The organism is Candidatus Nitrosoglobus terrae (assembly GCF_002356115.1).
Taxonomy (GTDB): Bacteria; Pseudomonadota; Gammaproteobacteria; order Nitrosococcales; family Nitrosococcaceae; genus Nitrosoglobus; species Nitrosoglobus terrae.
This window is the reverse complement of record NZ_AP014836.1, coordinates 770,122-792,550: the sequence shown is the minus strand read 5'-3', so window position 1 is coordinate 792,550 and position 22,429 is coordinate 770,122. Positions and strand designations below refer to the sequence as shown.

The 22,429-nt window shown below is 45.1% G+C and carries 18 protein-coding genes; 2 read left to right on the top strand and 16 right to left on the bottom strand.

From position 1 onward, the window contains the following. Positions 1-35: 35 nt before the first annotated feature. The 9 genes from TAO_RS03850 to TAO_RS03810 form a co-directional block, all read right to left on the bottom strand. Positions 36-1,472 (bottom strand): type I restriction-modification system subunit M, encoded by a 1,437-nt coding sequence (locus tag TAO_RS03850; protein ID WP_096526705.1) that lies wholly within the window; start codon positions 1,470-1,472, stop codon positions 36-38. Further along, on the bottom strand, positions 1,469-2,956 hold the full coding sequence (locus tag TAO_RS03845) for a restriction endonuclease subunit S (protein WP_096526704.1): 1,488 nt from the start codon (positions 2,954-2,956) through the stop codon (positions 1,469-1,471). The genes TAO_RS03850 and TAO_RS03845 overlap by 4 nt, the downstream gene beginning before the upstream one ends. Further along, positions 2,956-5,670: a type I restriction endonuclease subunit R gene (locus TAO_RS03840; RefSeq protein WP_231910566.1), complete on the bottom strand. Its 2,715-nt coding sequence runs from the start codon at positions 5,668-5,670 to the stop codon at positions 2,956-2,958. The genes TAO_RS03845 and TAO_RS03840 overlap by 1 nt, the downstream gene beginning before the upstream one ends. A gap of 219 nt (positions 5,671-5,889) precedes the next feature. Continuing rightward, the gene (locus TAO_RS03835) at positions 5,890-6,951 is read right to left on the bottom strand and encodes an NAD(P)-dependent alcohol dehydrogenase (protein WP_096526702.1); all 1,062 of its coding nucleotides are present in this window, start codon (positions 6,949-6,951) and stop codon (positions 5,890-5,892) included. A gap of 49 nt (positions 6,952-7,000) precedes the next feature. Continuing rightward, positions 7,001-7,639, bottom strand: coding sequence for a 2OG-Fe(II) oxygenase family protein (locus TAO_RS03830; protein ID WP_096526701.1), 639 nt, complete (start codon positions 7,637-7,639; stop codon positions 7,001-7,003). Between the two features lie 7 nt (positions 7,640-7,646). Next, on the bottom strand, positions 7,647-8,609 hold the full coding sequence (locus TAO_RS03825; RefSeq protein ID WP_096526700.1) for a mitochondrial fission ELM1 family protein: 963 nt from the start codon (positions 8,607-8,609) through the stop codon (positions 7,647-7,649). A 48-nt stretch (positions 8,610-8,657) separates the two neighbouring features. Then, entirely contained in the window at positions 8,658-9,803 is a 1,146-nt protein-coding gene (locus TAO_RS03820) for an NnrS family protein (protein WP_096526699.1), read from the bottom strand. A 53-nt stretch (positions 9,804-9,856) separates the two neighbouring features. Beyond that, a complete protein-coding gene (locus TAO_RS03815; protein ID WP_096526698.1) occupies positions 9,857-10,183 on the bottom strand; it encodes a metal-sulfur cluster assembly factor in 327 nt (108 codons plus the stop codon). A gap of 205 nt (positions 10,184-10,388) precedes the next feature. Continuing rightward, entirely contained in the window at positions 10,389-10,595 is a 207-nt protein-coding gene (locus tag TAO_RS03810) for a helix-turn-helix domain-containing protein (RefSeq protein ID WP_096526697.1), read from the bottom strand. 161 nt (positions 10,596-10,756) lie between these two features. Between TAO_RS03810 and TAO_RS03805 the strand changes: the two genes are divergently transcribed. Together TAO_RS03805 and TAO_RS03800 are read left to right on the top strand one after the other, a co-directional pair. Next, entirely contained in the window at positions 10,757-11,926 is a 1,170-nt protein-coding gene (locus tag TAO_RS03805; protein WP_096526696.1) for a YncE family protein, read from the top strand. Positions 11,927-11,968: 42 nt separating this feature from the next. Continuing rightward, on the top strand, positions 11,969-12,586 hold the full coding sequence (locus tag TAO_RS03800) for a DsbA family protein (protein WP_096526695.1): 618 nt from the start codon (positions 11,969-11,971) through the stop codon (positions 12,584-12,586). Positions 12,587-12,931: 345 nt separating this feature from the next. Here the strand turns inward: TAO_RS03800 and TAO_RS03795 are convergent, their stop codons facing one another. The 7 genes from TAO_RS03795 to TAO_RS03765 all read right to left on the bottom strand — a co-directional run bounded on the left by TAO_RS03795 (position 12,932) and on the right by TAO_RS03765 (position 22,429). After that, positions 12,932-13,999 (bottom strand): TolB family protein, encoded by a 1,068-nt coding sequence (locus tag TAO_RS03795; RefSeq protein ID WP_096527742.1) that lies wholly within the window; start codon positions 13,997-13,999, stop codon positions 12,932-12,934. Positions 14,000-14,015: 16 nt separating this feature from the next. After that, complete coding sequence (locus tag TAO_RS03790; protein ID WP_096526694.1) at positions 14,016-17,336, bottom strand: M20/M25/M40 family metallo-hydrolase; 3,321 nt, start codon at positions 17,334-17,336, stop codon at positions 14,016-14,018. A gap of 64 nt (positions 17,337-17,400) precedes the next feature. Next, positions 17,401-19,035 carry a peptide chain release factor 3 gene (locus TAO_RS03785; RefSeq protein WP_096526693.1) on the bottom strand — a complete coding sequence of 545 codons (1,635 nt, stop codon included), beginning with the start codon at positions 19,033-19,035 and terminating at the stop codon, positions 17,401-17,403. Between the two features lie 72 nt (positions 19,036-19,107). After that, complete coding sequence (locus TAO_RS03780; protein ID WP_096526692.1) at positions 19,108-20,052, bottom strand: COG2958 family protein; 945 nt, start codon at positions 20,050-20,052, stop codon at positions 19,108-19,110. 9 nt (positions 20,053-20,061) lie between these two features. Further along, positions 20,062-20,670 (bottom strand): ribonuclease HII, encoded by a 609-nt coding sequence (rnhB, locus tag TAO_RS03775; RefSeq protein ID WP_096526691.1) that lies wholly within the window; start codon positions 20,668-20,670, stop codon positions 20,062-20,064. Next, complete coding sequence (gene ribBA / locus TAO_RS03770; RefSeq protein ID WP_096526690.1) at positions 20,660-21,766, bottom strand: bifunctional 3,4-dihydroxy-2-butanone-4-phosphate synthase/GTP cyclohydrolase II; 1,107 nt, start codon at positions 21,764-21,766, stop codon at positions 20,660-20,662. The genes rnhB and ribBA overlap by 11 nt, the downstream gene beginning before the upstream one ends. Before the next feature lie 6 nt (positions 21,767-21,772). Then, positions 21,773-22,429, bottom strand: coding sequence for a riboflavin synthase (locus tag TAO_RS03765; RefSeq protein ID WP_096526689.1), 657 nt, complete (start codon positions 22,427-22,429; stop codon positions 21,773-21,775).

The window sequence follows — 22,429 nt, the reverse complement described above, 5'->3', positions numbered from 1 at the left end:
ATAAATTATCTCATAAAAACCGTGAGTTATAGGCTTTATTCGGTTGCCAGCTCGGCGCTCACACTGCGAAACTGCTCTAGGGCAGCTTCTAAATTCTCCACGATCTCAGCTGCCAACACCTCCGGCTCTGGCAGGCTGTCTATATCCTCTAAGCTATTATCCTTGAGCCAGAAAATATCCAGATTCAGCTTATCGCGCGCCATCAGCGCTTGATAACTGAAATAGCGAAAGCGTTCGGTTTCCTTCCGTTCATGATAACAATGCACAAAATCATCAAAATCACTGCGCACCAGCCGTTTAGTTTTCAGCGTCTTATGTATATTAGTACGGTAATCGTAAACCCATAGCCCTTGAGTCTGAGCCTCCCGGGAGGCGGGGCGCTTATCAAAAAACAGCACATTGGCCTTGACACCGGGGCGGTACCAAATACCCGTGGGCAGGCGTAGCAGGGTATGGAAGTTGAAACCCTCCAGCAGCCGCTTGCGAATACCCTCACCCGCGCGCCCGGCTTCAAACAGTATGTTATCCGGCAACACCACCCCCCCACGGCCATAGGTATCCAAGATAGTCATAATATGCTGTAAAAAATTAAACTGCTTATTGGAGGTTGTGAATTTAAAATCTTCCCGTTCATAGTGTTCCCGCTCGCTGGTGCCTCTGCCATCCTCCCCCACTACCTTATAGCTGGATTTTTTGCCAAAAGGCGGATTGGTGAGCACCACGCCATAACGCTGCGCCGGTGCCACTGCCAGCGCATCAGCCTGTACGACGGAGCTATCCCCGTTGCCAATACCATGTAAATACAAATTCATCGCGCACAACCGCACTACTTCATCCACAATATCAGTGCCGTGCAGTCCTTCGGTACGCAAGCGGCGTAGCGTTTCCCGATCTTGGCTTTGGGTTTTCATATACTCAAAAGCAGCCAATAAAAATCCACCGGTACCACACGCCGGATCGCAGACCGTTTCATGAATTTTCGGCTGAATACAGGCCACAATCGCCTCAATGACTGGCCGCGGCGTGAAATACTGCCCCGCCCCCGATTTCACCTCGCTAGCGTTGCGCTCCAGCAGTCCTTCGTAAATCTCCCCCTTTATATCCACTTTAAGACCTATCCACGGCCCTTCGGTATCAATCAAACTCACCACCCGCTTAAGCTTAGCGGGATCAGAGAGCTTATTTTGTGATTTACGAAAAATGGTGCCTATCAGTCCCGATTCCCGTGCCAGCGCCTCTAGCGTGTGGCGATATTGCAACTCTAGATCATCCCCTTCCTTGCTGATCAACTGCTGCCAATTCCACTGGGGCGGAATGCTGGATTCCTCACCCAATAATTCCACTCGCTCCTGATCCATCTTCAAAAACAGCAGATAGGTAATTTGCTCGACGTAATCGCCGTAAGAAATGCCCTGATCACGCAATACATGGGCATAGTTCCAGACCTTCGAGACCAGTTGTTCGTTACTCATGCTTGTTTCTTTAACATTGTGGATCGACGGCGTTTGCTGTTAGAGATGCTTTGGCACTCAGCACGAATACGGGCCAGCAGCTCGCTGGCCGGTTCGTCATTAGGATCTTGGGGCACCAAGCGACCAGCAAAGGCTTGTTTCAGAATAGATTGGCGTAGTGCTTTGGATCGGGCAAGTTCGGCACGCGCTGCATCCTCTAAACCTCTACATCGATGTTCAATACTCTCAGTAATTTCAAGTGTTTGTTGCATCTCTTCAAACGATGGCATCGGAACCGGCAGCGTATTCAAAGTTGTGCTATTTATCTTAGGCATGTTGCCTGCTGTGCCTGTGGCCAGTCGACGAAAATACTTTTTCGCGTACTCAAAATTAATCCAAGTCACGACCCATCGCGCTAGTAGTTCATCCTCAAACCTGATACGCATCATCAAGTCAGGGTAAATGAAAGCATTATTTGGCCCCGGAAAAATTGCTGCAGTGCCGACATATTCAATAGTATTTCCTCGTTGAATCAGTACATCGTCTTTTTGGAGCCAATATTTGGAATCAGCTTCAATATGAGCATTAACATACTTGACCGTCTCACCATTAATCACGAACGTGCCTGATGTAGTTGCGGTGAGCTTGAAAGATGGCACACCTGTACCGTCAGTAGACACTTTCGGTGATAACCCATTTGTTGGGCCATCAACTATTAACGCATCAAGCGAAGCCCACACCCACCCTTCCGGCAATTTGGGCAAACTCGTGGTATCCGGCGCGATAGGTTCTTTATATTTGCCCCGACCTTGCCAATTATCGCGGCGGGTTTTAAGAATACGTTGCAGCAAATCGTGGCCGGATTCAACGCATCCAGCGTTTTGCACCTGCCAATCTTGGGTAAGATCGCCAGTAACGGCGGCCTTGAGCACTGATTGGCGATAGCGCGCCAGTAGGGTTTGCACCTTTTTCAGCGCCGCCTCGCCTGCATCCAACCGTGCAAACAACGTTTCGATTTTCTCGACAATGCGGCGTTGTTCATTGAGGGATGCAACTGGCACCTCACAAACATTAAGAACTGATTTTGTGATTCCACCTTGAGCTGATCCTCGAAAATCTTTCAATATTTCTTTGTTTCCAGATGAAGACCACAAGAAATAGAAAAGAAACTTGGAATTAACCGCCTCTGTTGGCCTAAGTTGAAATAGATGCTCATTGATGACAGAGTTTTTTACTTCAGCCGTAGCAAAGCTTATTTTCCCTGTTGTTGCTCCATCTTTAACTATGAGAATATCTCCTTCTTCTATTTGAACTTTATGAAGACTCTCAGCAAATTTCTCAGGGACAAATTTTGGATTTTCTAGAAAAAACCCTCCATTGTAATCTAGGTGTTCACCACCAAGGCTAAGAATACCATCTGTATACTTAGAAACTCCTCCTTTAGGTCGCTTTCCGCTTTCAAAATGTGCAACTACATCTCTCAGTTTGACAAAGCTCCAACTCATCACGCCACCAATGCTATTTGCATTTCACTTAATAATCCGTTTAACCCCTCCCCTAACACCTGCCGCGCCTCCAGAATACCGCCCTTATCTGCCAAAATTGGCGCTTCCCTAAAATCGCGGGGCGTGATTTCAGCATTAGCAGCAATACATTTGGCAATCGCGTGCAGCCAATCTTGCTGCGCTTCGCTGTATTCCCGCCCCGCTTTCTTTTCTCGCCCGAGCCAGAGATTAAAACGCTGTTGTACCACAGTGCCAAAGGGTTCTAGGGTTTCAACTTGCCCTAGGGCAAAGCGTACGAGGCTCACCACTTCAGTGAGTTGTTCATCCACCGGCACGCCACGCACCTTAGCGTTATCCAATCGTTTATAAGCTTGCCAAACGGTGGCCGGTGAGAGATGGGGCGGGCGTTCGGTGAGCGCCTGCACCAGTTCACGAATGGCGACGTAGGTGAGTTTTTGCTGGCCGTAGGGCTGGTTGTAGAGGATTTGTAGCGCCGTGAGTTGGTCGCGGTGCTGGGCGATGAAGGCTTTAAAATTGGTGATGGTTGCTTCGGCTTTTTTCAGGTCGAATCCGGTGTGAATCACTTCATCAGGCGTAGTTTCGTCAATGATAATGTCGGTTTTCTGCTTAAGATCCCGCAGTGTTTGGCGCAGGATGGGGTCATTGAACGGCGCACAAGCGGTATCCATCAGGGCAGAGATGATTTGTTGTGCTTGTTCGGGCGTGGCTATGGTGCCCAATTGGGTGTGAATAGCGGCTTGTTGCCCGTCGGGATCGATAGCATCGAGCAATGTATTGGCGAGCTGGCGTAGGGTGTGGCCGCCGCTAGCTTGGGTGATGCGTTGGCGGTCATCGTCATTTAGCTTACGATCCAGCGCTGCAAAGCGAGCGGCAAGGGATGAAAGCGCGTCTTCATCCCGTCGTCCCATGGCGATTTGATCTAGCAATTTTTCAAAGCTAAGGTTTCTTTTACGCTCCAGGGGCTGGCTCGTATTTTTTTTGGTCTCTGTTACCCCTACGGCATCAATCAATACAAAGCGGGTTTTGGTGTGGGCATCAGGGGTGACTTGGCGTAAATCGGCATCGGGAATGGTACGCACGCCCCGGCCTTTCATTTGTTCGTAATAACCCTCAGATTTCACATCCCGCATGAAGATCAGCACTTCTACCGGTTTAATATCGGTGCCAGTGGCAATCATATCCACGGTGACGGCTATGCGGGGAAAGGGATCAACACGAAAGGCTTTAATGAGCGCCTTGGGATCTTCGCTGCCCGTCTGGTAGGTGATTTTTTTAGCAAAGTCATTGCCTTCGCCAAACACTTCCCGCACCGCGTGGACAATTTCCTCGGCGTGGTTATCGTCTTTGGCAAAGATCAAAGTTTTAGGCAGCCATTGGCCGCTGCGCTCGGGAAACAGTTCGGTAAATACCCGATCTTTGTAGGTTTGTAGCACGGTGCGGATCTGATTTGGATTCACTACTGAGCGATCCAGCTCTTGCCCGCTGTATTCTAGATCTCCATCGAGGTTTTCATAGCGCACCTTGCGAGTGCGTTTGTCCCGCACTGGCACCTGAAAACCGGCGGCATCGGTTTCGACTTTGCCACCCTCTTCCGTCACACGGGTACGAATGCGGTAAATCTCATAGCCGACGTTCACGCCATCAGTCACGGAGCGCTCGTAGGGATATTCAGCGACTAAGTTTTGATTGAAAAAGCCCAGCGTGTGCTTGGAAGGCGTGGCAGTAAGGCCAATGAGATAGGCATCAAAATACTCCAGCACTTGTCGCCACAACCCATAGATAGAGCGATGACATTCATCAGTGACAATAAAATCAAAGGTTTCGATGGGGATAGCGGGATTATAAGTGAGGGTAGGAATTTCCTTGTGCCTACCTGCCCAAGTTTCAAAGGCAGAGCCTTCCTCGTCCATGGGGTCAATCTCTTTGCCCTGCAACAGCGAGTACAACCGTTGGATAGTGGTAATGACGACCTTGGCATCTGGATCGATGCGGTGGCTGTGGAGGTGCTGAACAATGTAGGTATCGGTAAACCGGTTGGCAGCGCCTGGCGGATGGAAGTTCTGGAATTCTTTTAGGGTTTGATCCCCTAAGTTATTGCGATCTACTAGAAACAGGATGCGCTTAGCACTGGCATATTTAATGAGGCGATAGCTGAATGAACAAGCAGTAAACGTCTTACCTGCGCCGGTAGCTAATTGAATCAGCGCGCGAGGTTTATCAGCAGCCAAGGAGTACTCTAGCCCACGGAGAGCGTCGATCTGGCAATCTCGCAGACCGTTAGAGTCCCGCGGTGGCAGTTGTTGCAGACGATGGCGCAAGGTGTTGGGCTGTTTGAGCCAGTCGTGCAGAGTTTCTGGACGATGAAAGGCAAATACACGGCGCTGGCGCGGTTTGGGGTCCCGCTGATGGGTGAAAAATGTTTCCTCGCCGGTGCTCTCGTAGCTATAGGGTAACGGATCATCCCAGCGGGCTAGATGATCTGGCAGGCGGGTCACGTATTTGGCGGACTGCTCAGCGATGCCGCTCAAGGTGATACCCACCCTTTTGGCCTCAATGACACCGGCAGCTTTACCGTCGATAAACAGCAAGTAATCGCAAATCCCTTCTGGTAAGGAGAACTCACGCACGGCCACGCCAAGTGCAGCATTACGGTTAAAGGTGACGCGATCTTGCACCACCCAACCGGCAGCCATAAGCGCCTGATCAATATGCGTGCGGGCGTGTCGTTCTGATAGATCCACTTACGTATATGTGGGATTTGTCAATATCAATTTAGTTATAGTCATTTACAATAAAAACAGGCTTTTAAACTATCCTACTTAACTTCGGATAAGTTTTTAAAACCTTGAGAGAAAAATTAGAAACGCTAGAGATTGCTTATCCGTAACCCTCTGGCTGCAATGGGCTTTACTTTATTTTTCCTTGTCCCTTAGAGTCTGCATATCAATCACAAAACGATATTTAACATCGTTCTTAAGCATCCGCTCATAAGCTTGATTGATATCCTCCATAGCGATCATCTCAATATCGCAGGTGATATCATGATCAGCACAGAAATTCAGCATCTCCTGAGTCTCACGGAGACCCCCAATCAATGAACCGGCCAATGAACGACGTTTAGCAATCAGGTTAAATGCTTCAGGGGATGGATGTGGCGTGGCTGGAGCGCCTACTAAACACATAGTGCCGTCACGCTTTAAAAGATTAAGGTAAGTATCAAGATTATGGGGTACGGCAACGGTATTGAGGATAAAATCAAGGCTATTCACCTGTGTTGCCATTTGATCTGGATCTTTTGAAATCACTACCTCATCAGCCCCAAGACTTTTTCCATCTGCGATTTTACTAGCGGAAGTGGTGAATAACACTACATAAGCACCCATGGCATGGGCAAGTTTAACGCCCATGTGCCCAAGTCCGCCTAACCCCACAATGCCAACTTTTTTGCCTGAATCAATCTTCCAATGGCGTAAAGGGGAATACATGGTGATACCAGCGCACAATAGGGGGGCAACTGCAGCAAGGTTAGTCTGATGGGGAATATGAAAGACAAATTTCTCAGCGACCACAATCTTCGTGGAATACCCGCCAAAAGTATGAGTATTCTCAGACAGGGCGCTGTTATAGGTCATAATAAAGCCGTGCTCACAATAATTTTCCTCTCCAGTTTTACAGGCACTACAATGCCCACAGCTATCCACCATACAGCCAACACCCACGGTATCCCCTACTTTGAAACTTTTCACATCCCTGCCAACAGCGGTGACAGTGCCAATAATTTCATGCCCAGGGATACAGGGATATAACGTATTGCCCCATTCATTACGCGCCGTGTGCAAGTCAGAGTGGCATACACCGCAGTAAAGAATATCAATGGCTATATCTTGATCGCCCAGCTCTCGTCGCTTAATGGCATATAGCTCTAAAGGTTTATCAGCAGCGTGGGTAGCGTATGCAGCAGCAGTATGGGTCATGCGTAACCTCCTCGTAAAAATATTAATCTGCCCTAAGGGCAGGAGAAACCTATAGGCCAATGGATTTTACTCTGCCTATATGCTTGATTTTTTTAATCTTGGCTGAAATTCTATGTCTTATCAGTTCTTTTTTAGCCACGAATTGACTGGTTAACCAATTAAACTGAACAACTCGTCGCTGGCCCGCAAAAGGAAGGTGGCCATGCCATGAGTTTTCAGTCACCTTAAACGCTAACATTGTCCCTTCTTCAGGCGGAATTTCAGCAAAATAATTTTCTATATCTGATCCATTTCTCAGTAACCGTAGCTGCCCGCCGGGGTTTTCCCAAGTGGGATTCATATAGAGTAGGATAGTAATGATCTTAGTGACGCTATCGGTATGAATCGAGCCATCCTTCAAAGAACACTTTCCTCGTACTGTAGTCATCGTGGGAAGCCCCTTTAAAGTAAGATGAAACTTCTCCTCGATAACCTGCTGAAATGCTGGGCTATTAAGCGCCTGTACTAACACATCAAATTGTTTACCGTACTTAAGTTCTTGCACTGGAAAACTGCCGCTATAATCAATGCGGGGATAATCCTGATGTATTTCTGCTAATTGCTCCTTATGAATGACATGGGGAAGAATAAAGTAAGGGAACGGAGTATCATGGATAGTCACTTCCGCTAATTTATGATAATTAAACATACCTTTCTCACCCCTGTTGTAAATACATTAGCGCTTTAACGGCAAGATCTTTCGTTTCATTAAACGCCTCAATCTTGGGAATTTCAGAGCCATTTATGTTGCCATTCCACCACTGTATCCGACCTAGATCCGTAAGATATTGATAAAACGTTTGAAACTTCCTGCCCTTTCCCGGAAGCTTAAGCAAATAAACTGGCCTATCGGTTGCACAAGCCTCACTGATCATAGATACGCTATCACAGCTCACAAGAATCACATCAGACCAAGCAAGAATTCCAAAATAAGGATTTTCACCCCTACCCTCCCAAATATAAACCTCATCGCGCCCAAGTGACTCACGTAATATCTCTATGACAGCCCCATCAGTACGCCGTGAAGGGGTTATCATGATCGATAATCCTTGTCTTATCAGTACTTTTAGCTGCTGCGCTAAATCCCTCGCTATAGTTTCATCGAAAGTATAAGTTTTATTGCTCCCCCCTAGTAAAACCCCAAGGCGCGGTTGTCTATAGCTAGAAAATAAATAAGAAAAATCAGTATAGGCTTGATTCAGTCTTTCCTGAGTCACTTGATGAGGCGCGCCCATACTTTGAAGTACATTCTCCCCAGAGCAACCATCATGAGCAGGTGAAATCACAACATCAAAGTGCTTAGGGGCTATCACTGGGGTTTGTAGGTAAGCAATTTTCGTTTTAGATTTGTTTTTATCTCTCACCATTAAGGCAGGCAAAATCGATTTTCTCCCAGAGGCAATAATCAGATCAGGCCAAGGAGGAATAAGTTTCATCTGCTTTTTATTTAAACAAAAATTTTTTCCAAGCCGAATAAATGGACTGACATATTTCCATGGAAATTTCATTTGCACTCGTTTTATGGTGTACGGAACTCCCATGGCCTCTGCAAAACCGCAGGCCTGATTTTCCATACCTGCATTACCATCTGTCATGACCCAAACGCTACTTATCCGCATTTTATTGAGCAACAATCCACTAAAACAGACGCAGTAAAATTAAAGTTGCTAGACACTATCCATCGTGCTAGGTTTTTTAGGATAATTGATAATGAGGCAATACAGTAATTGACTAAAGGCAAAAAACCAAGCAATAGCTGAGGCCCATAAGAGTGATAGTGTATAGTCGCTTCCAGCAAGTGACGCACTCAGGCGCAGCAAGGCAGCCAAGCTCACCAGCAGCGCCGCCATACCAATATCTTCAAAATGCTCTAGCCCTTGACGGTTTCGCTGTAAACGGGTGCGAGCCATTACAACCAAGGTGAGCGTCCCAATGGCCCCAATCGTAATGCCGTGCAATGCTTCAACTAAGCTCAATGAGTTCCCAAATATTTGCATGAATCCCTTAAGGGCAAGACCTAAAGCCAACCAAGTGTAGCCAAGAATAAGTCCCCATAGATGGGGGTAATTAATGATACGCCAGACCTGCCAGCGCCCAATACGAACGATAGTAATCACCGCTGCCCCAAGAGCAAATACACCGGCCAGTGGCGCTGCTTTTGGGATGAAATCCAATAGGATCATGGAGATCATCAATATAATGGCTATCCGCTCCAAGCGGGGCTGCACCCTAGCAATGAGAAATTGCCCAGTTCGATAAAAATGACCCGCCATAGCAGAGGCAATCATACGTCCCCCCATTAACAATAATAATAAGCTAAATAAATCTACCGTAATTAACAGGGCATAAAACCTTACTCCTGAGAATATTTCGATTGCCCCTAACTGATAAATCAGCTCACACGCCCCCATAGCCATAAACAAAGGCCCAAAAACTCGGTTTTCAGCTTTCTTAGCCGCCCGCAGGAAGGGGGGCGCAATTAAATAAACCACTAATCCAACAAAAATTAATCCTGGCAAAGACGCAACCAAATTATCTCCTATTAAACCTAGCGCTGCTAAACGAGCTGCAAACCAGCTCAGAAAAAGCCCGCTTAGCATTACAAGAGATACCCGAGTGATAAGGTATCCAGACACTACGGCAAATCCATAACCAAATAACATCTCATGACCATGCCAATACGGACTAGGAATAGGAATCCAACCTTGCAAAGTCATCATCCACAGCGGCACGATAACTGCCGAAAAGGCCGCAGCAACAGGAAAGAACAGCACATCCGCAGATACGGTTTTATCTTTTCGCGGTTCTAGCATCCGGTAAATCACAGATCTTAATGATGCGTAATTAAGCACAAAATCAATGATTACTATCGACCAAACCAACCTAGCTGGCGTTTAGCTCGTTCAGACATCTTTTCTGGATGCCAAGGAGGATCCCATACTAATTCTACACATACCTCTGTAATCTCAGGCAAACGGCGCTGAATCACTGCTTTAACTTCAGTGCTAATAGAAGTCTGTAAAGCACAGGCAGATTTTGTCATCGTCATCCTAACAATAATGCAGCATTCTCGTATTTGCACATTGTAAATAAGACCTAAATCAACAATATTAACCCCAACGACAGGCTCAACAACCTCATGCAGTGCAATAATAATTTCATTTCGGATCCGGTTTAAAGTAAATTTTTTCATTAGATGTATTTATAATACATATTAAATAATACAGCTTAAATTCACTAAATAGAGCATATGTCTTTAAAATTTAACCATAAATTCTTCGAAGCCGACGGCTGACGCTTCACGATCACAAGGGCTAGATGCGCCCTGCTAACAGCCTCCCTGCTACTTCCCTTGCTGCGTTTTTCTTGCTTCATCCTAGCCCGTATTCTCATTTAGCTTATACTAAACAAGCTTCCGGTTTGTCTGCTAGTCCACAAGCTTTAATTCCCATGCGCCTCACGGTTAAGGACTCTTTACACGCTTTGTAAGCATCGCTACGAGTTCTTAATGCCCAGTTCCACACATACCAGCAGGCATTAAACTCTTTAGCCAGCTGTTTTCTTTGGCGAGATGTCGGATAAAATCTGAGTTGATAGGCTTTCATAGTTTGAACTCACGAAAACGAAAACTATGCTAAAACGAATAATTTAGTCTATTTATAATTAAAAACGACCCTTTACAACCCTATATATTTTTAAAAATATAGGAACAATTTAATTTTAGCTAGTAAAAATGTATATTGAGTAAAACCTAAGGAGATTTCCTATGCAGAAAAGACATTCCTTTCTCTCTTTTCATATGCTGGCTTGTAGCTTAGTGGCTTTAATTTCTCTAATTCCTCTCGCCCATGGGGAAATTTTAGCGATGCTTAACTATGAATCAAAACCAGATAATCCAGTGCGTAAAGAAGGATTAGCAATTATCGATGTAGATCCCCAATCTGCCAATTTCGGTAAGATGATTATGGATATTCCTTTACCCCATGATCTGGTTGCACACCATATTTTCTATAACCAAGACTTAAGTAAAGCCTATATTACTGCCCTTGGAAAAAGTACGCTGCATATTCTAGATATGGCTCAATTTCCCTATCGGATGAAAACGGTGGAAACACCCACCTGTCAAGTACAGGAAGATATGGTTTTTACGGAAGATAATAAAACTTGGTATTTAAGTTGTATGGGTTCTAGCACGATTGTAGTTGGAGATGCTACAACAGATAAATCTATTAAAACCATTGAAACCCCTGCTTCTGGAACACCTTATCTCCGTTATCCCCACGGATTAGATTTAAATGAGAAAATTGATCGTATCTTAGCGACAAATACGATCCGTCCAGATGGAAAAGAGCCAGGAGAAGTAGTGACTGTCATTGAAGCCAGTACAGGCAAAATACTCTCTACCCATAAGGTCTCTCATAAACCTTCTCCAGCAGGAGCTGCACCCGTAGAAGCTATTTTTGTTCCCAACAGTAACCCACCCCTTGCTTATATAAACAACTGGTTAGAGGGAACAACATGGTCAGCGGTTTGGGAACCTAGTAAAAAAGAGTTTAATTTCCAGCAGGTCATAGATTTTGCTCCTTTAAAGCAAAAAGTACCTTTAGAAATATATCCTAATCCTAAGGAAAACCAGTTAGTTATTACTACTGCAAACCCAGGTTATTTCAATATTTTTGATATTAAAGATCCCCAAGCACCTAAATTAATAAAAGCTATTCCTACTGCGGCGGGTGCCCATCATGTAGGTTTTTCTCCAGATGGACATTATGCTTTTGTACAAAATAGTTTTATTAATTTACCCCAGATGCGTGATGGTTCAATTACCGTGATTGACTTAAAAGAAGGTAAAGCTATTAAGCAAATTAATACCCTAAAAAACCAAGGTTTTAACCCTAACTGTATCGTATTACTACCCGAATGGATTACCCATTAAAAAAGAGTAATAGGAAGTAACCTAGCAGAGTATTTATTAGCTATGGATAGCATCCTTTATTACATCCATGATCCCATGTGTAGCTGGTGTTGGGCGTTTCGCCCAACCTGGCAGGGGATCAAAATAAGGCTTCCTGCTAATATCTCCATTCAGTATGTGCTAGGAGGTCTTGCGCCTGATACAGAAGAACCTATGCCGCTTACTTTACAGCAAAAAATTCAAGGTATTTGGAAGAAAATCCAAAAAGAAGTCCCTCGCACTGAATTTAATTTTGATTTCTGGGATAAATGCCACCCTCGCCGCTCTACTTATCCCGCTTGTCGAGCTGTAATTGCTGCTATCAAACAAGGAAAAGTATTTGAAGAGGCCATGATTCTGCAGATCCAACGGGCTTATTATCTTCAGGCTCGTAATCCTTCTGATGATGCTACTCTTATCTCTCTAGCAGTTGATTTAGGGCTGGACAGAATACAGTTCATAAATGATTTAAATTCCCCTGAAACACACGCAGCGCTTACTTGGGAAATTCAGCTTAGTCAAACACTAGGCGCGACTGGATTTCCAAGCTTAATTTTAAAGCAATTACAACATTGTTACCCGCTTCATATCGACTATAACAGCCCTTTAGAGACTATTAAGCAAATTAAAGCGCTCTCCTAAATAAACTATTTGCTAAAGAATACGCTATAGATGCCGATTTAAGAATCAAGGCTAACCTATTAATAGTTCTTTTAGTTACTATCATGCTCTTTTAAAAGGTTTTTATATTAAGGGTTTTTTAGATATAGAATTTTATGGACTCATACAAAATAGTTATTGTGGCTCTTTATTGAGTCCATAAAAATGATATTCTAGCCTTAATACGATAACTTCTAAGATCATCAACTTCCCCAAGTGTACCCCTTAGAAGATCGTTACAGTTTTAGTTATATGCCTCTCCTTTCTTTTATAACCCCCGGTATTTGCGGGGGTTTTTTTTATACATTAAATATCTTCTATCTACAATTACGGCTGCCAATCGGCTATAAACACGTTGGTTTCCCCTTGTACTTTACCGTTACGATTTGAAGAGAATACAAGTTTTTTCCCGTCATGGGAGAACATGGGAAAACCATCAAACCCAAGGTAATGAGTCACCTGTTCAACTTTCTTAGTATCCACATTGATCAGAAATAAATCAAAATTACGACCTGTGGGATCCCGTAAATTAGAGGAAAAAATAATATGCTTACCATCTGGATGCCAATACGGGCCAAAATTAGCAGCGCCATTATTCGTCAGTTGAATGGGCTTACGATCCTTTAAGTTCATAATATAAATTTCTAAATTACCGGGGCGAACCAATCCTTGGCTAAGTAGTTTTTGGTAATCTTTCAGCGCCTCGCCCTTAGGACGAGAAGCCCGCCAAACAATCCATTGTCCATCATAAGAGAAGAAAGCACCGCCATCATAGCCAAGCTCATGGGTAAGCTGTTCTACATCACCGCCATCTGGGTTCATCATAAAAAGCTCTAAATCGCCTGAGCGTACTGAGGTAAAAACAATCTTATCCCCTAAAGGTGAATAAACATCCTCAGCATCATATCCTAGGGTATTGGTTAAGCGTACTAGATGGCTGCCATCAGGATCGGCTCGAAAAATATCATAACCTTTATGTACCGGCCACACATAACCCTGCGAATAATCTGGTTTAGGAGGGCACTGATCACTCGCCAGATGGGTAGAAGCGTAAATAATGGATTTATTATCTGGAGCAATAAATGAGCAGGTCGTCGTTCCCTTGCCTGAAGAAACCATACGTACATGGCTACCATCAGTATTCATACGAAAAATGGCATCGCATTTTAAATCATCACGGGTTGATTGAAAAATCAGCTCACTACCATCAAAAGAAAAATAAGCCTCCGCATTTTCACCCCCGAAAGTGAGCTGACGAAGATGGGTGAGATGGTTTTCCCCCGAATAACGTAGATCCTTACTTTGGCTATCCATAGAGTCTGCTAAGGTAGTCCCAGCATTTATTCCTAGGGTTATTACCAAAAATCCTAGGGCGATACCTTTTATTTTCTCCATTACTTTATCTCCAAAATTATCGTGCAATCACATGGGTCGCGACCATCTGCTCTTGCGGGCCGCGCAAAAAGCTAATAACTACAGAATCCCCTTCCTTTAAGGTACGAAGCACATTAGCCAGATCTGTTAAAGTATTAATGGCCTTATTATTAATCCCAACAATAATATCGTTCTTCTGTAATCCCGCTTTATCTGCCGGCGTACCTGGAGTCACCCCCGAAAGACGAACCCCTTTTCTAGCCCAAGTAAAATCGGGTATTGTGCCTAGCGTTATCTTTCGTCCTAATAATTGCGGTTTATTATTTAAGTCTTCCTGCTGCGCTAAAATTTTTTTAGAAGTTAATGGCTCAACACGAGTAGTCAGATACTCCACCGCCTCTTTTAATACGGAAGCTACTTTAATCAACCCTGTAGAATCAATCTTATCCACCGTATCGGTAGGGCGATGGTAATCTTCATGGGCACCGGTAAAAAGTTGTACCGCTGGAATTCCTACCTCGAGAAAACTGGCCTGATCGCTTGTTGAGGCAATGTTATTAACAGCAATATCGACCGGAATGCCTGTAACAAAACCTGCTCCTTGAAAGATAGCCCCCCATTCCCGAGCAGAGTTAGCAGCAAGCACCAGCAAATGACCTGATCCCAGACGGCCTACCGTATCCAAATTAATCATAGTCATAATAGATTTTTCAGGATGATCGCCTAATTCTTGTACATAATGAATAGATCCCAATCTTCCAGCCTCTTCGGCGGTAAAAGCAACAAAGATGACACTGCGTTTAGATTGCCAATGAGGTCCCATAATTCGCGCTAATTCAAGCATGACCCCAATACCACTGGCATTATCATCCGCGCCAGGATGAATCTTACCTTCATCTTCTTGATGAACATCTGGCCATCCTCGGCCCAAATGATCGTAATGCGCGCCTATTACTACTGCAGGCAAAGTAAAATCGGTGCCAAGAAACACGCCCACCACATTACGAATCGCAACGGGTTGTGCTAGTCCGTTAATTTTTTGCGTCCAAATCTGAGCATAATTTCCACCTACAGCTGGCTTCAGTCCTGCAGCTTGAAACTCTCTTGCAATATAATCAGCCGCTTGCTCTAGTTCTGGTGTACCCAGCCCGCGACCTGCTAATTTGGGATCAGAGAGATAAGCAATATCCTGTACCATCCGCTGGGCGTTAAAAAGCGGTGGAAGTGCTATCAAAGGTTTGCTTACAGGAAGCTTAGCTTTTATAGGCGCATGATCCTTAATCAGCTCTATTGACATCGGTGAGTTAATCACTGGCCATTGGCCTTTTATCACATTTTCAGGATCGGTACCCGTAAAGCCCAAATAGCTGTACTTACCATAGTGAGGAAGCTTACGGGCTAACCCAGGCATGGCTGCTACCTTATCCGTAGCCACCCAAGCAAAGGCATGATCGGGATTATCTCGATGACGGGTAGTCACTACTACTGAGTGCTCATCCCGACGAAGCGTATTTCCTTCAATATCTATGCTATCTTCAGCGGCTTTATAACTATAACCTGCAAGAGATTCGTTAAATACTGAACGAAATCGATTCTCCCATCCAAATAGCCATACCGTCTGCTCAGTGGGTAATTTAGCCAAAGAATCATCCTTCATGATCTTAATATTCCTTCCCTCACGCTGCCATTGGCGAATGAGTTTTCCATAGCCTTCCTGAATTGGAGCAGGCGCTTGGGAAGGCAATATCGCCAAAGCCCGATCGGCTCCAAAAGCCTGACTCAGGGCTGGAGGAATTTCATTACGATGTAATCGCCGAAATAAATCAAATTGAGGGTCTACCTCTAAGCGTAACGGGCGGGCGGGTAAGGTTAGTTTAAGCGAATAGGTTTTCTCCGTCATAGACACCCAGGTTTGGTAAGCTTCACTGACCCCTTCCAGATAAATCACTAGAGGCAATTCCAATTGATAAGCTTCACCCGATTGGAGCTGCTCAATCGTAGCAGTTAAAAGATATTTTCCCTCCACTGGCTTAACTTGCGCCTCATGCACCTGTAAAAAAGGCGCTCCGGTACGATCTACCCATTGCTTAAAAAAAGGCGCTAATGATTGGTTACTCACTTGATTAAAGACTTGCTCCACCCCATCAAAGCTAGTGACTTGGAATAGGTTTTGGCGATACAGCTGCTGTAGTCCTTTAATAAAAGCTGAGTCACCTAACTGCTGGCGAAGCATATGGAACAGCATCAAGGTTTTACCATAACCCACGGCCTGGGTAACGGCACTATGCCGGCCGCGAAATTCAGTTAAAGGGAAATCCCGCTCGCCCTGTACATAGTCGGTATATTTTTGCAGGGTTTCCCGTCGATACTCTATGCCCTGATGCTGCTGTTCTTTGAGCAAATGATCCGCTAAATAACTGGTAAGCCCCTCAGACCAATTGCCATGGGCATAATCCACATAGACTCCATTTCCCCACCAATTATGAAGAATCTCATGAGGGTAGGAAGATTGGAGGATAAAAGGAAAGCGAATAACCTGTGGCCCCAGCAAGGTAAAAGAAGGCATGCCATAGCCGGTTTCCCAGAAATTTTCTACTAAGGCAAATTTACCATAGGGGTAAGGGCCGATCAGCTGGCGATACATATCAATATATTGACCGGTAGCGGCTAAATATTTATGAGCGAGGGCAGAATCCGGTTGGCGTAGAAATACCATAGCCTCCACTTGACCGGTTTTATCCTGATATTCCGTAAAGCGCCCTGCTAACAGATAAATTTCCTCCTGAGGGTGATCTATTTTCCATATTTCCTCAGTACCCTCTCCATCTGTCGCCCGTTTAGCTCGCATTCCTTGACTTACCGAGCGCCATTCTGAGGGTAACTGAACCGTTAAAGAAAAATCTATCAGATCATCCGTCGCAAAGTGGGGATACCAGAAACTTCCTCCCGCAAGAAAAACCCCTTCTGGGCTTATCAGCCCCGGTGAGGCGCTGAAGCTATGGGCGTACTCCTCACTAATTGGGGCAATAGGATGAAAGATTTCCCCTTCATACGCTAAAGTAAGCTGATGAGTTTGGGCTGGGAATTCAAGAGTATAATCCTCTATAAATTCACTTTGCTTCAACAGTTGAAGCCGTATTCCAGAACTTGTAATACGCGGATTAAGATGGGCGTGAAGCCGAAAAGCCACCGGAGAAGTGTAGCTCTTTGGTAAAGTAATGGTATCTGTCACTTTTAGGTAATGGGTTTCTGGATCAAGATGAACCTGTAATTGATGGTGAATTTCTTCAGCCCAGAGGGGGGGTATTCCCAAAAATACCAGCCCTAAAATAAAAAAAACTGCCTTCTGCTTTATCATGATGAATTCAGCCTAGTGAGATCGCAATGCCATAAAACGTTGAAATTTGGGGAAGATTAACGTATCAAAAACCTACGCCAACAGCGGCTATATCTGCTCCTTCAACTCCATGGCTATGCTCACGAATAGCATGAAAAGTAATCTCCGGCCAACGTTCCATGGTGAGATCTAAATTAACCCGCGTAGGAGCTAGGTAAGTCAGATCTCCAGCACCATCTAAAGCTAAATTAATAGCCGCTTTAGTACGAAATTCACCAAGCCGCTTTGAATCATTACTACTGATCCAACGGGCAGTAATGACATTTACATTCTCATAACCACAATCCACATTGTATTCATGCTTGAGCCGATGAGCGACCACATCAAACTGTAGTACGCCCACTGCACCTAAAATCAGATCATTACCCATGAGGGGCCGAAATAATTGAGTTGCCCCCTCCTCACTAAGTTGCTGTAGCCCTTTAAGCAACGCTTTCATTCGCAAAGGATCTTTCAGTCGCACTCGACGAAAAAGCTCTGGCGCAAAATGAGGAATTCCGGTAAATTGCAACGCCTCCCCTTGGCTAAAAGTATCGCCGATTTGAATTGTTCCATGGTTATGAAGGCCAATAATATCCCCAGGGTAAGCCTCCTCTGCCTGCTCTCGCTCTCCTGCCATAAACGTTAAGGCGTTAGCTATCTGTATTTCTCGCTCCAAGCGTACATGGCGCAATCGCATTCCTTTCTGATAACTACCAGAGCAAACCCGCAGAAAAGCAATCCGATCTCGGTGCTGAGGATCCATATTGGCCTGAATTTTAAAGACGAAGCCACTAAATTTTGACTCATTAGGAGCAACTTTACGTGTTGTTGTTTTCCGATCTTGCGGCGCTGGCGCATACTCCACGTAAGCATTCAGTAACTCTTCAACTCCAAAATTATTCATAGCGGAGCCAAAAAATACAGGCGTAAGCTCACCTGCCAGAAAGGATTCTTGATTAAACGTATGGCTAGCCCCTTGTACCAGTCCAATTTCTTCCCGCAGCTCTTCCGCCTGGCTGCCTAATAGCTCGTCAAGACGGGGATTAACTAACCCTTGGATCTGCTCTCCGGTTTTAATCTTGCCACTATGAGTCGGGCTAAATAGATGAATGTGATTATGAATTAAATGAAAAATCCCCTTAAAACGCTTTCCCATACCAATCGGCCAAGTCACGGGGGCGCACTGGATATCTAACACTTGCTCAATTTCATCTAAGAGATCAATAGGATCTCGTCCCTCTCGATCGAGTTTGTTAATAAACGTTAAAATAGGCGTATTACGCAGGCGACAAACTTCCATCAGCTTAATGGTCCGCTCCTCCACCCCTTTAGCGCTATCAATGACCATTAACGCTGAATCTACCGCCGTTAACGTCCGATAGGTATCCTCTGAAAAATCAGCATGGCCCGGGGTATCCAGTAAATTGATAATGCAGTGCTGATAAGGAAACTGCATCACCGATGAAGTCACCGAAATTCCTCGCTGCTTTTCCAGCTCCATCCAGTCAGAAGTCGCATGGCGAGCTGACTTACGGGCCTTTACTGTACCGGCAAGCTGAATAGCGCCGCCAAACAGCAGTAACTTTTCGGTTAAAGTGGTTTTACCCGCATCCGGGTGGGAAATAATAGCGAAAGTTCTTCTTTTCTCAATCTCTCGGGTAAATTCTGCTAATGACATGGGTTAAATCTTCACAAATAATAAAAATAAGGATAAGCATACAAAACGCCAGAAAGGCGATGGATAAACACTTTAGTTAATTCTGTTCCAATCCTTAGATCTAAGCCGCCCAGTTTCATAATAAGTAGATACCAAGTCAACGAACTCTTTCATATCTTCATTTTCTGCTACTAAGCGATTTACGGAATGCCAATCAATTTCAAGCTTAGCCCTTGCTGGAAGCATAATTTCACTTTCAGTAGGATTTTTTGTATCAAGAATCATTACCCCAATACCGTGTAACGCAGACAGAATCCGCAGCTCCTCCTCCGTACCGTCGCCACTTATTTCCGTACCTACCAGATAACCTTCATTCGCCCAGCTAGAATTACTCACTGCTTGGAAGAAATATTGGCGCACCGTACTTCGATTCAACTCTTTTTTTACCTCAAATGCCCATAAGCGCACGCTTTGCCCTCCCCCCTTCAATACGCAGGTACGCACCAGCTCATGCCAATTTTTAGCTACCGGCTGCATCGCTACCATATCAGGATGAAGCCAATGATTACCTCCGTTACCTCGTTGATTTTTAGAGCGCTTTTCATCAATACGCATACAATAGAGCTGTTGAGCTTTAAGATATTGCATAAGCAACGGATATAAATCCCGTTCGGTTAAACTTGCACTCTCTCGAATAATCGGTGCATCTTCCCCGCTGTCCTCATCTTCAATCTCAGTAATGGACATCGGGGATAAATTTGGATCAGGATCAAACCAATACACTCGGGGCCTAGGTTTATCTTGCCAACGGATACCTTGATGACAACGGGCAATTCCATTCTTTTGACTACCGATCTCGGCTACGATTTGGCTAATAAAAGCATTATTGTTAATAAACCTAGAATTTATCCGTTTATCTTCATAATCCTCTGGATAGCGGGAAACAATATTTTCTGCCAGCTGCCGCGCCGTAAACCGTTCTTGTGGATGAGCCATAAGCCATTGAGCAATCCTTTGCACCTGAGAGAGGCGACTCATGGTATTTGATTAAAGATATTGTTTTATGGGGCGAAAAGATCGCCGATGGAGCGGGCAAGGCCCTAACCGTTCCAAAGCAGCTAAATGGGCGCGGGTGGGATAGCCTTTATGGGCTTTAAAGCCATAGCCGGGGTAGTGTTGATCCAAAGCAATCATTTCTTCATCGCGAGCCACTTTGGCCACGATAGCAGCCGCACTAATAGCTATAATTTTTTGATCTCCTTTAATAATGGCACGAACAGGATAAGGCGTAGGCGGGCAGTGTTTACCATCCACTAATACGAGGGAAGGCACAATGGCAAGACCTGCAATAGCGCGTGCCATGGCTAAGAGACTGGCTTGAAAAATATTTAGGATATCAATTTCTTCAACTTCAGCTCGACCTAATGCCCAAGCAATCGCCTGTTCTTGGATCATAGGCGCTAAACGTTCCCGAGCAGATGCGGTGAGCTGCTTGGAATCTCGCACCCCTAGGATGGGTTTTTCTGGATCAAGAATAACCGCTCCGGCAACTACAGGCCCAGCTAACGGACCTCGTCCTACTTCATCCACTCCCGCAATCCATTGCCGTTGCTTCAATGCTTGATCTGTAGCTTCCGTAGAAGAACTAGCTAACATACTCCACGACTTCCAGATCAAATCCGGGTAGCCCGTGCATCCGTTTTGGTGCTCCCATAATCCGCATCCTGCGTATACCCAGATCCCTTAAGATCTGAGCACCTACACCATAGGTGCGTAAATCATTCGCCGGGGCTTGCTGGGGCAAAGAAACCCCCTGATCTTCTAGCCGATAGTTTTGGATTCGCTCAATGAGTTCATGAGCAGGTTCCTGTCTACGCAAAATCACCACTACCCCCGTACCAGCCTGAGCAATACGAGTCATGGTATCTCGCAACGGCCAACCACAATCACTACGCTGCACCTGAAGGATATCACCTAAAGTATCAGCCATATGCACTCGCACTAAAATGGCCTCTTCAGGATCGATTTCCCCTCTGATCAAGGCAAAATGGAGTTGCTGATCTACTAGATCTTGGTAAGCCAAAAGGCGAAATATTCCTTGTGCTGTAGGAAGGCTGCATTCTGTTATTTTAGCTATTGATTGTTCATGCTCCAAGCGATAATGAATCAGATCCGCTATCGTGCCTAGTTTCAGGCCGTGACGCTCAGCAAAAACCTCTAAATCTGGCCGGCGAGCCATCGTCCCATCTTCATTGAGGATTTCTACAATAACCGCTGCCGATTCCAGACCCGCTAGCCGTGCTAAATCACAACCAGCTTCAGTATGACCCGTTCGAGTTAGCACTCCACCCGGCCGCGCCATCAGAGGGAAAATATGCCCAGGTTGAACCAGATCTTCCGGCCTAGCCCCGGGCGCTACTGCCGCCTGCACAGTACGGGCTCGATCTACGGCTGAAATTCCAGTAGTTATACCTGTTGCCGCTTCGATAGATACGGTAAAGTTAGTATTATGCTTAGTATTATTATCTACTACCATCAAGGGTAACCGAAGCTGGCGACAGCGTTCCTCAGTCAAGGTAAGGCAAATAAGACCGCGCCCATAACGAGCCATAAAATTAATATCCTGGGCCGTTACCTTGGAGGCTGCCATCATCAGGTCGCCTTCATTTTCTCGACCTTCATCGTCCATTAAAATCACCATTTTTCCTTGGCGGATATCTTGGATAATAGCTTTTATCTTGCTTAAAGGCATAATAAGCTAGCAATCAGAACTGTGATGATCAAAGAGGATTTTCCCAATGTTTCGCCGCGATGACGCTATTGAATCATGAAGTAGCAGTCGCTCCAAATAACGGGCTAAAAGATCGGCTTCTAGATTTATCTTTCGGCCTGGCTGGTATTCATTTAAGGTAGTTGCCCGTAAGGTATGAGGAATAATATTGACCTCAAATATATTATCCTGTACTGCATTTACAGTAAGGCTTACCCCATCCACAGCAATAGATCCTTTCTCAGCAATATATCGGGCAAGCGCTACGGGAGCAGCGATAGAAAAACGTACGCTCTCTCCCTCAGGTACGCGCTCAAGCACCGTACCCACACCATCACAGTGCCCACTGATCAAATGCCCACCAAGAGGATCTTTTAGAGTCAAGGCGGGCTCTAGGTTAACTTGGCTACATAATTGTAGATCTCCTAAAGTAGTGCGGGATAAGGTTTCTTGAGAAAGATCACACTCAAAAGCATTTTCTGTTAAATAAACCACTGTTAAGCAAACTCCGCTCACAGCAACACTATCCCCGATAGCCATTTTTTCTAAATCTAATTTACCACTGCTAATTCGAAGCTTAACCCCATTATCTTGGGTTTGAAGCGCCAACATGGCTCCGATAGCTTTTATAATTCCGGTAAACAT

Bases quoted from the DNA above. Each gene is read 5' to 3' on its own strand.
- TAO_RS03830 (WP_096526701.1), bottom strand. From the start codon at position 7,639: ATGTTTAATTATCATAAATTAGCGGAAGTGACTATCCATGATACTCCG.
- TAO_RS03840 (WP_231910566.1), bottom strand. From the start codon at position 5,670: ATGGCTGCCGGTTGGGTGGTGCAAGATCGCGTCACCTTTAACCGTAAT.
- TAO_RS03765 (WP_096526689.1), bottom strand. From the start codon at position 22,429: ATGTTTACCGGAATTATAAAAGCTATCGGAGCCATGTTGGCGCTTCAA.
- TAO_RS03850 (WP_096526705.1), bottom strand. From the start codon at position 1,472: ATGAGTAACGAACAACTGGTCTCGAAGGTCTGGAACTATGCCCATGTA.
- ribBA (WP_096526690.1), bottom strand. From the start codon at position 21,766: ATGCCTTTAAGCAAGATAAAAGCTATTATCCAAGATATCCGCCAAGGA.
- rnhB (WP_096526691.1), bottom strand. From the start codon at position 20,670: ATGTTAGCTAGTTCTTCTACGGAAGCTACAGATCAAGCATTGAAGCAA.
- TAO_RS03805 (WP_096526696.1), top strand. From the start codon at position 10,757: ATGCAGAAAAGACATTCCTTTCTCTCTTTTCATATGCTGGCTTGTAGC.
- TAO_RS03790 (WP_096526694.1), bottom strand. From the start codon at position 17,336: ATGATAAAGCAGAAGGCAGTTTTTTTTATTTTAGGGCTGGTATTTTTG.
- TAO_RS03800 (WP_096526695.1), top strand. From the start codon at position 11,969: ATGGATAGCATCCTTTATTACATCCATGATCCCATGTGTAGCTGGTGT.
- TAO_RS03810 (WP_096526697.1), bottom strand. From the start codon at position 10,595: ATGAAAGCCTATCAACTCAGATTTTATCCGACATCTCGCCAAAGAAAA.
- TAO_RS03785 (WP_096526693.1), bottom strand. From the start codon at position 19,035: ATGTCATTAGCAGAATTTACCCGAGAGATTGAGAAAAGAAGAACTTTC.
- TAO_RS03795 (WP_096527742.1), bottom strand. From the start codon at position 13,999: ATGGAGAAAATAAAAGGTATCGCCCTAGGATTTTTGGTAATAACCCTA.
- TAO_RS03835 (WP_096526702.1), bottom strand. From the start codon at position 6,951: ATGACCCATACTGCTGCTGCATACGCTACCCACGCTGCTGATAAACCT.
- TAO_RS03815 (WP_096526698.1), bottom strand. From the start codon at position 10,183: ATGAAAAAATTTACTTTAAACCGGATCCGAAATGAAATTATTATTGCA.
- TAO_RS03780 (WP_096526692.1), bottom strand. From the start codon at position 20,052: ATGAGTCGCCTCTCTCAGGTGCAAAGGATTGCTCAATGGCTTATGGCT.
- TAO_RS03825 (WP_096526700.1), bottom strand. From the start codon at position 8,609: ATGCGGATAAGTAGCGTTTGGGTCATGACAGATGGTAATGCAGGTATG.
- TAO_RS03845 (WP_096526704.1), bottom strand. From the start codon at position 2,956: ATGAGTTGGAGCTTTGTCAAACTGAGAGATGTAGTTGCACATTTTGAA.
- TAO_RS03820 (WP_096526699.1), bottom strand. From the start codon at position 9,803: ATGCTAGAACCGCGAAAAGATAAAACCGTATCTGCGGATGTGCTGTTC.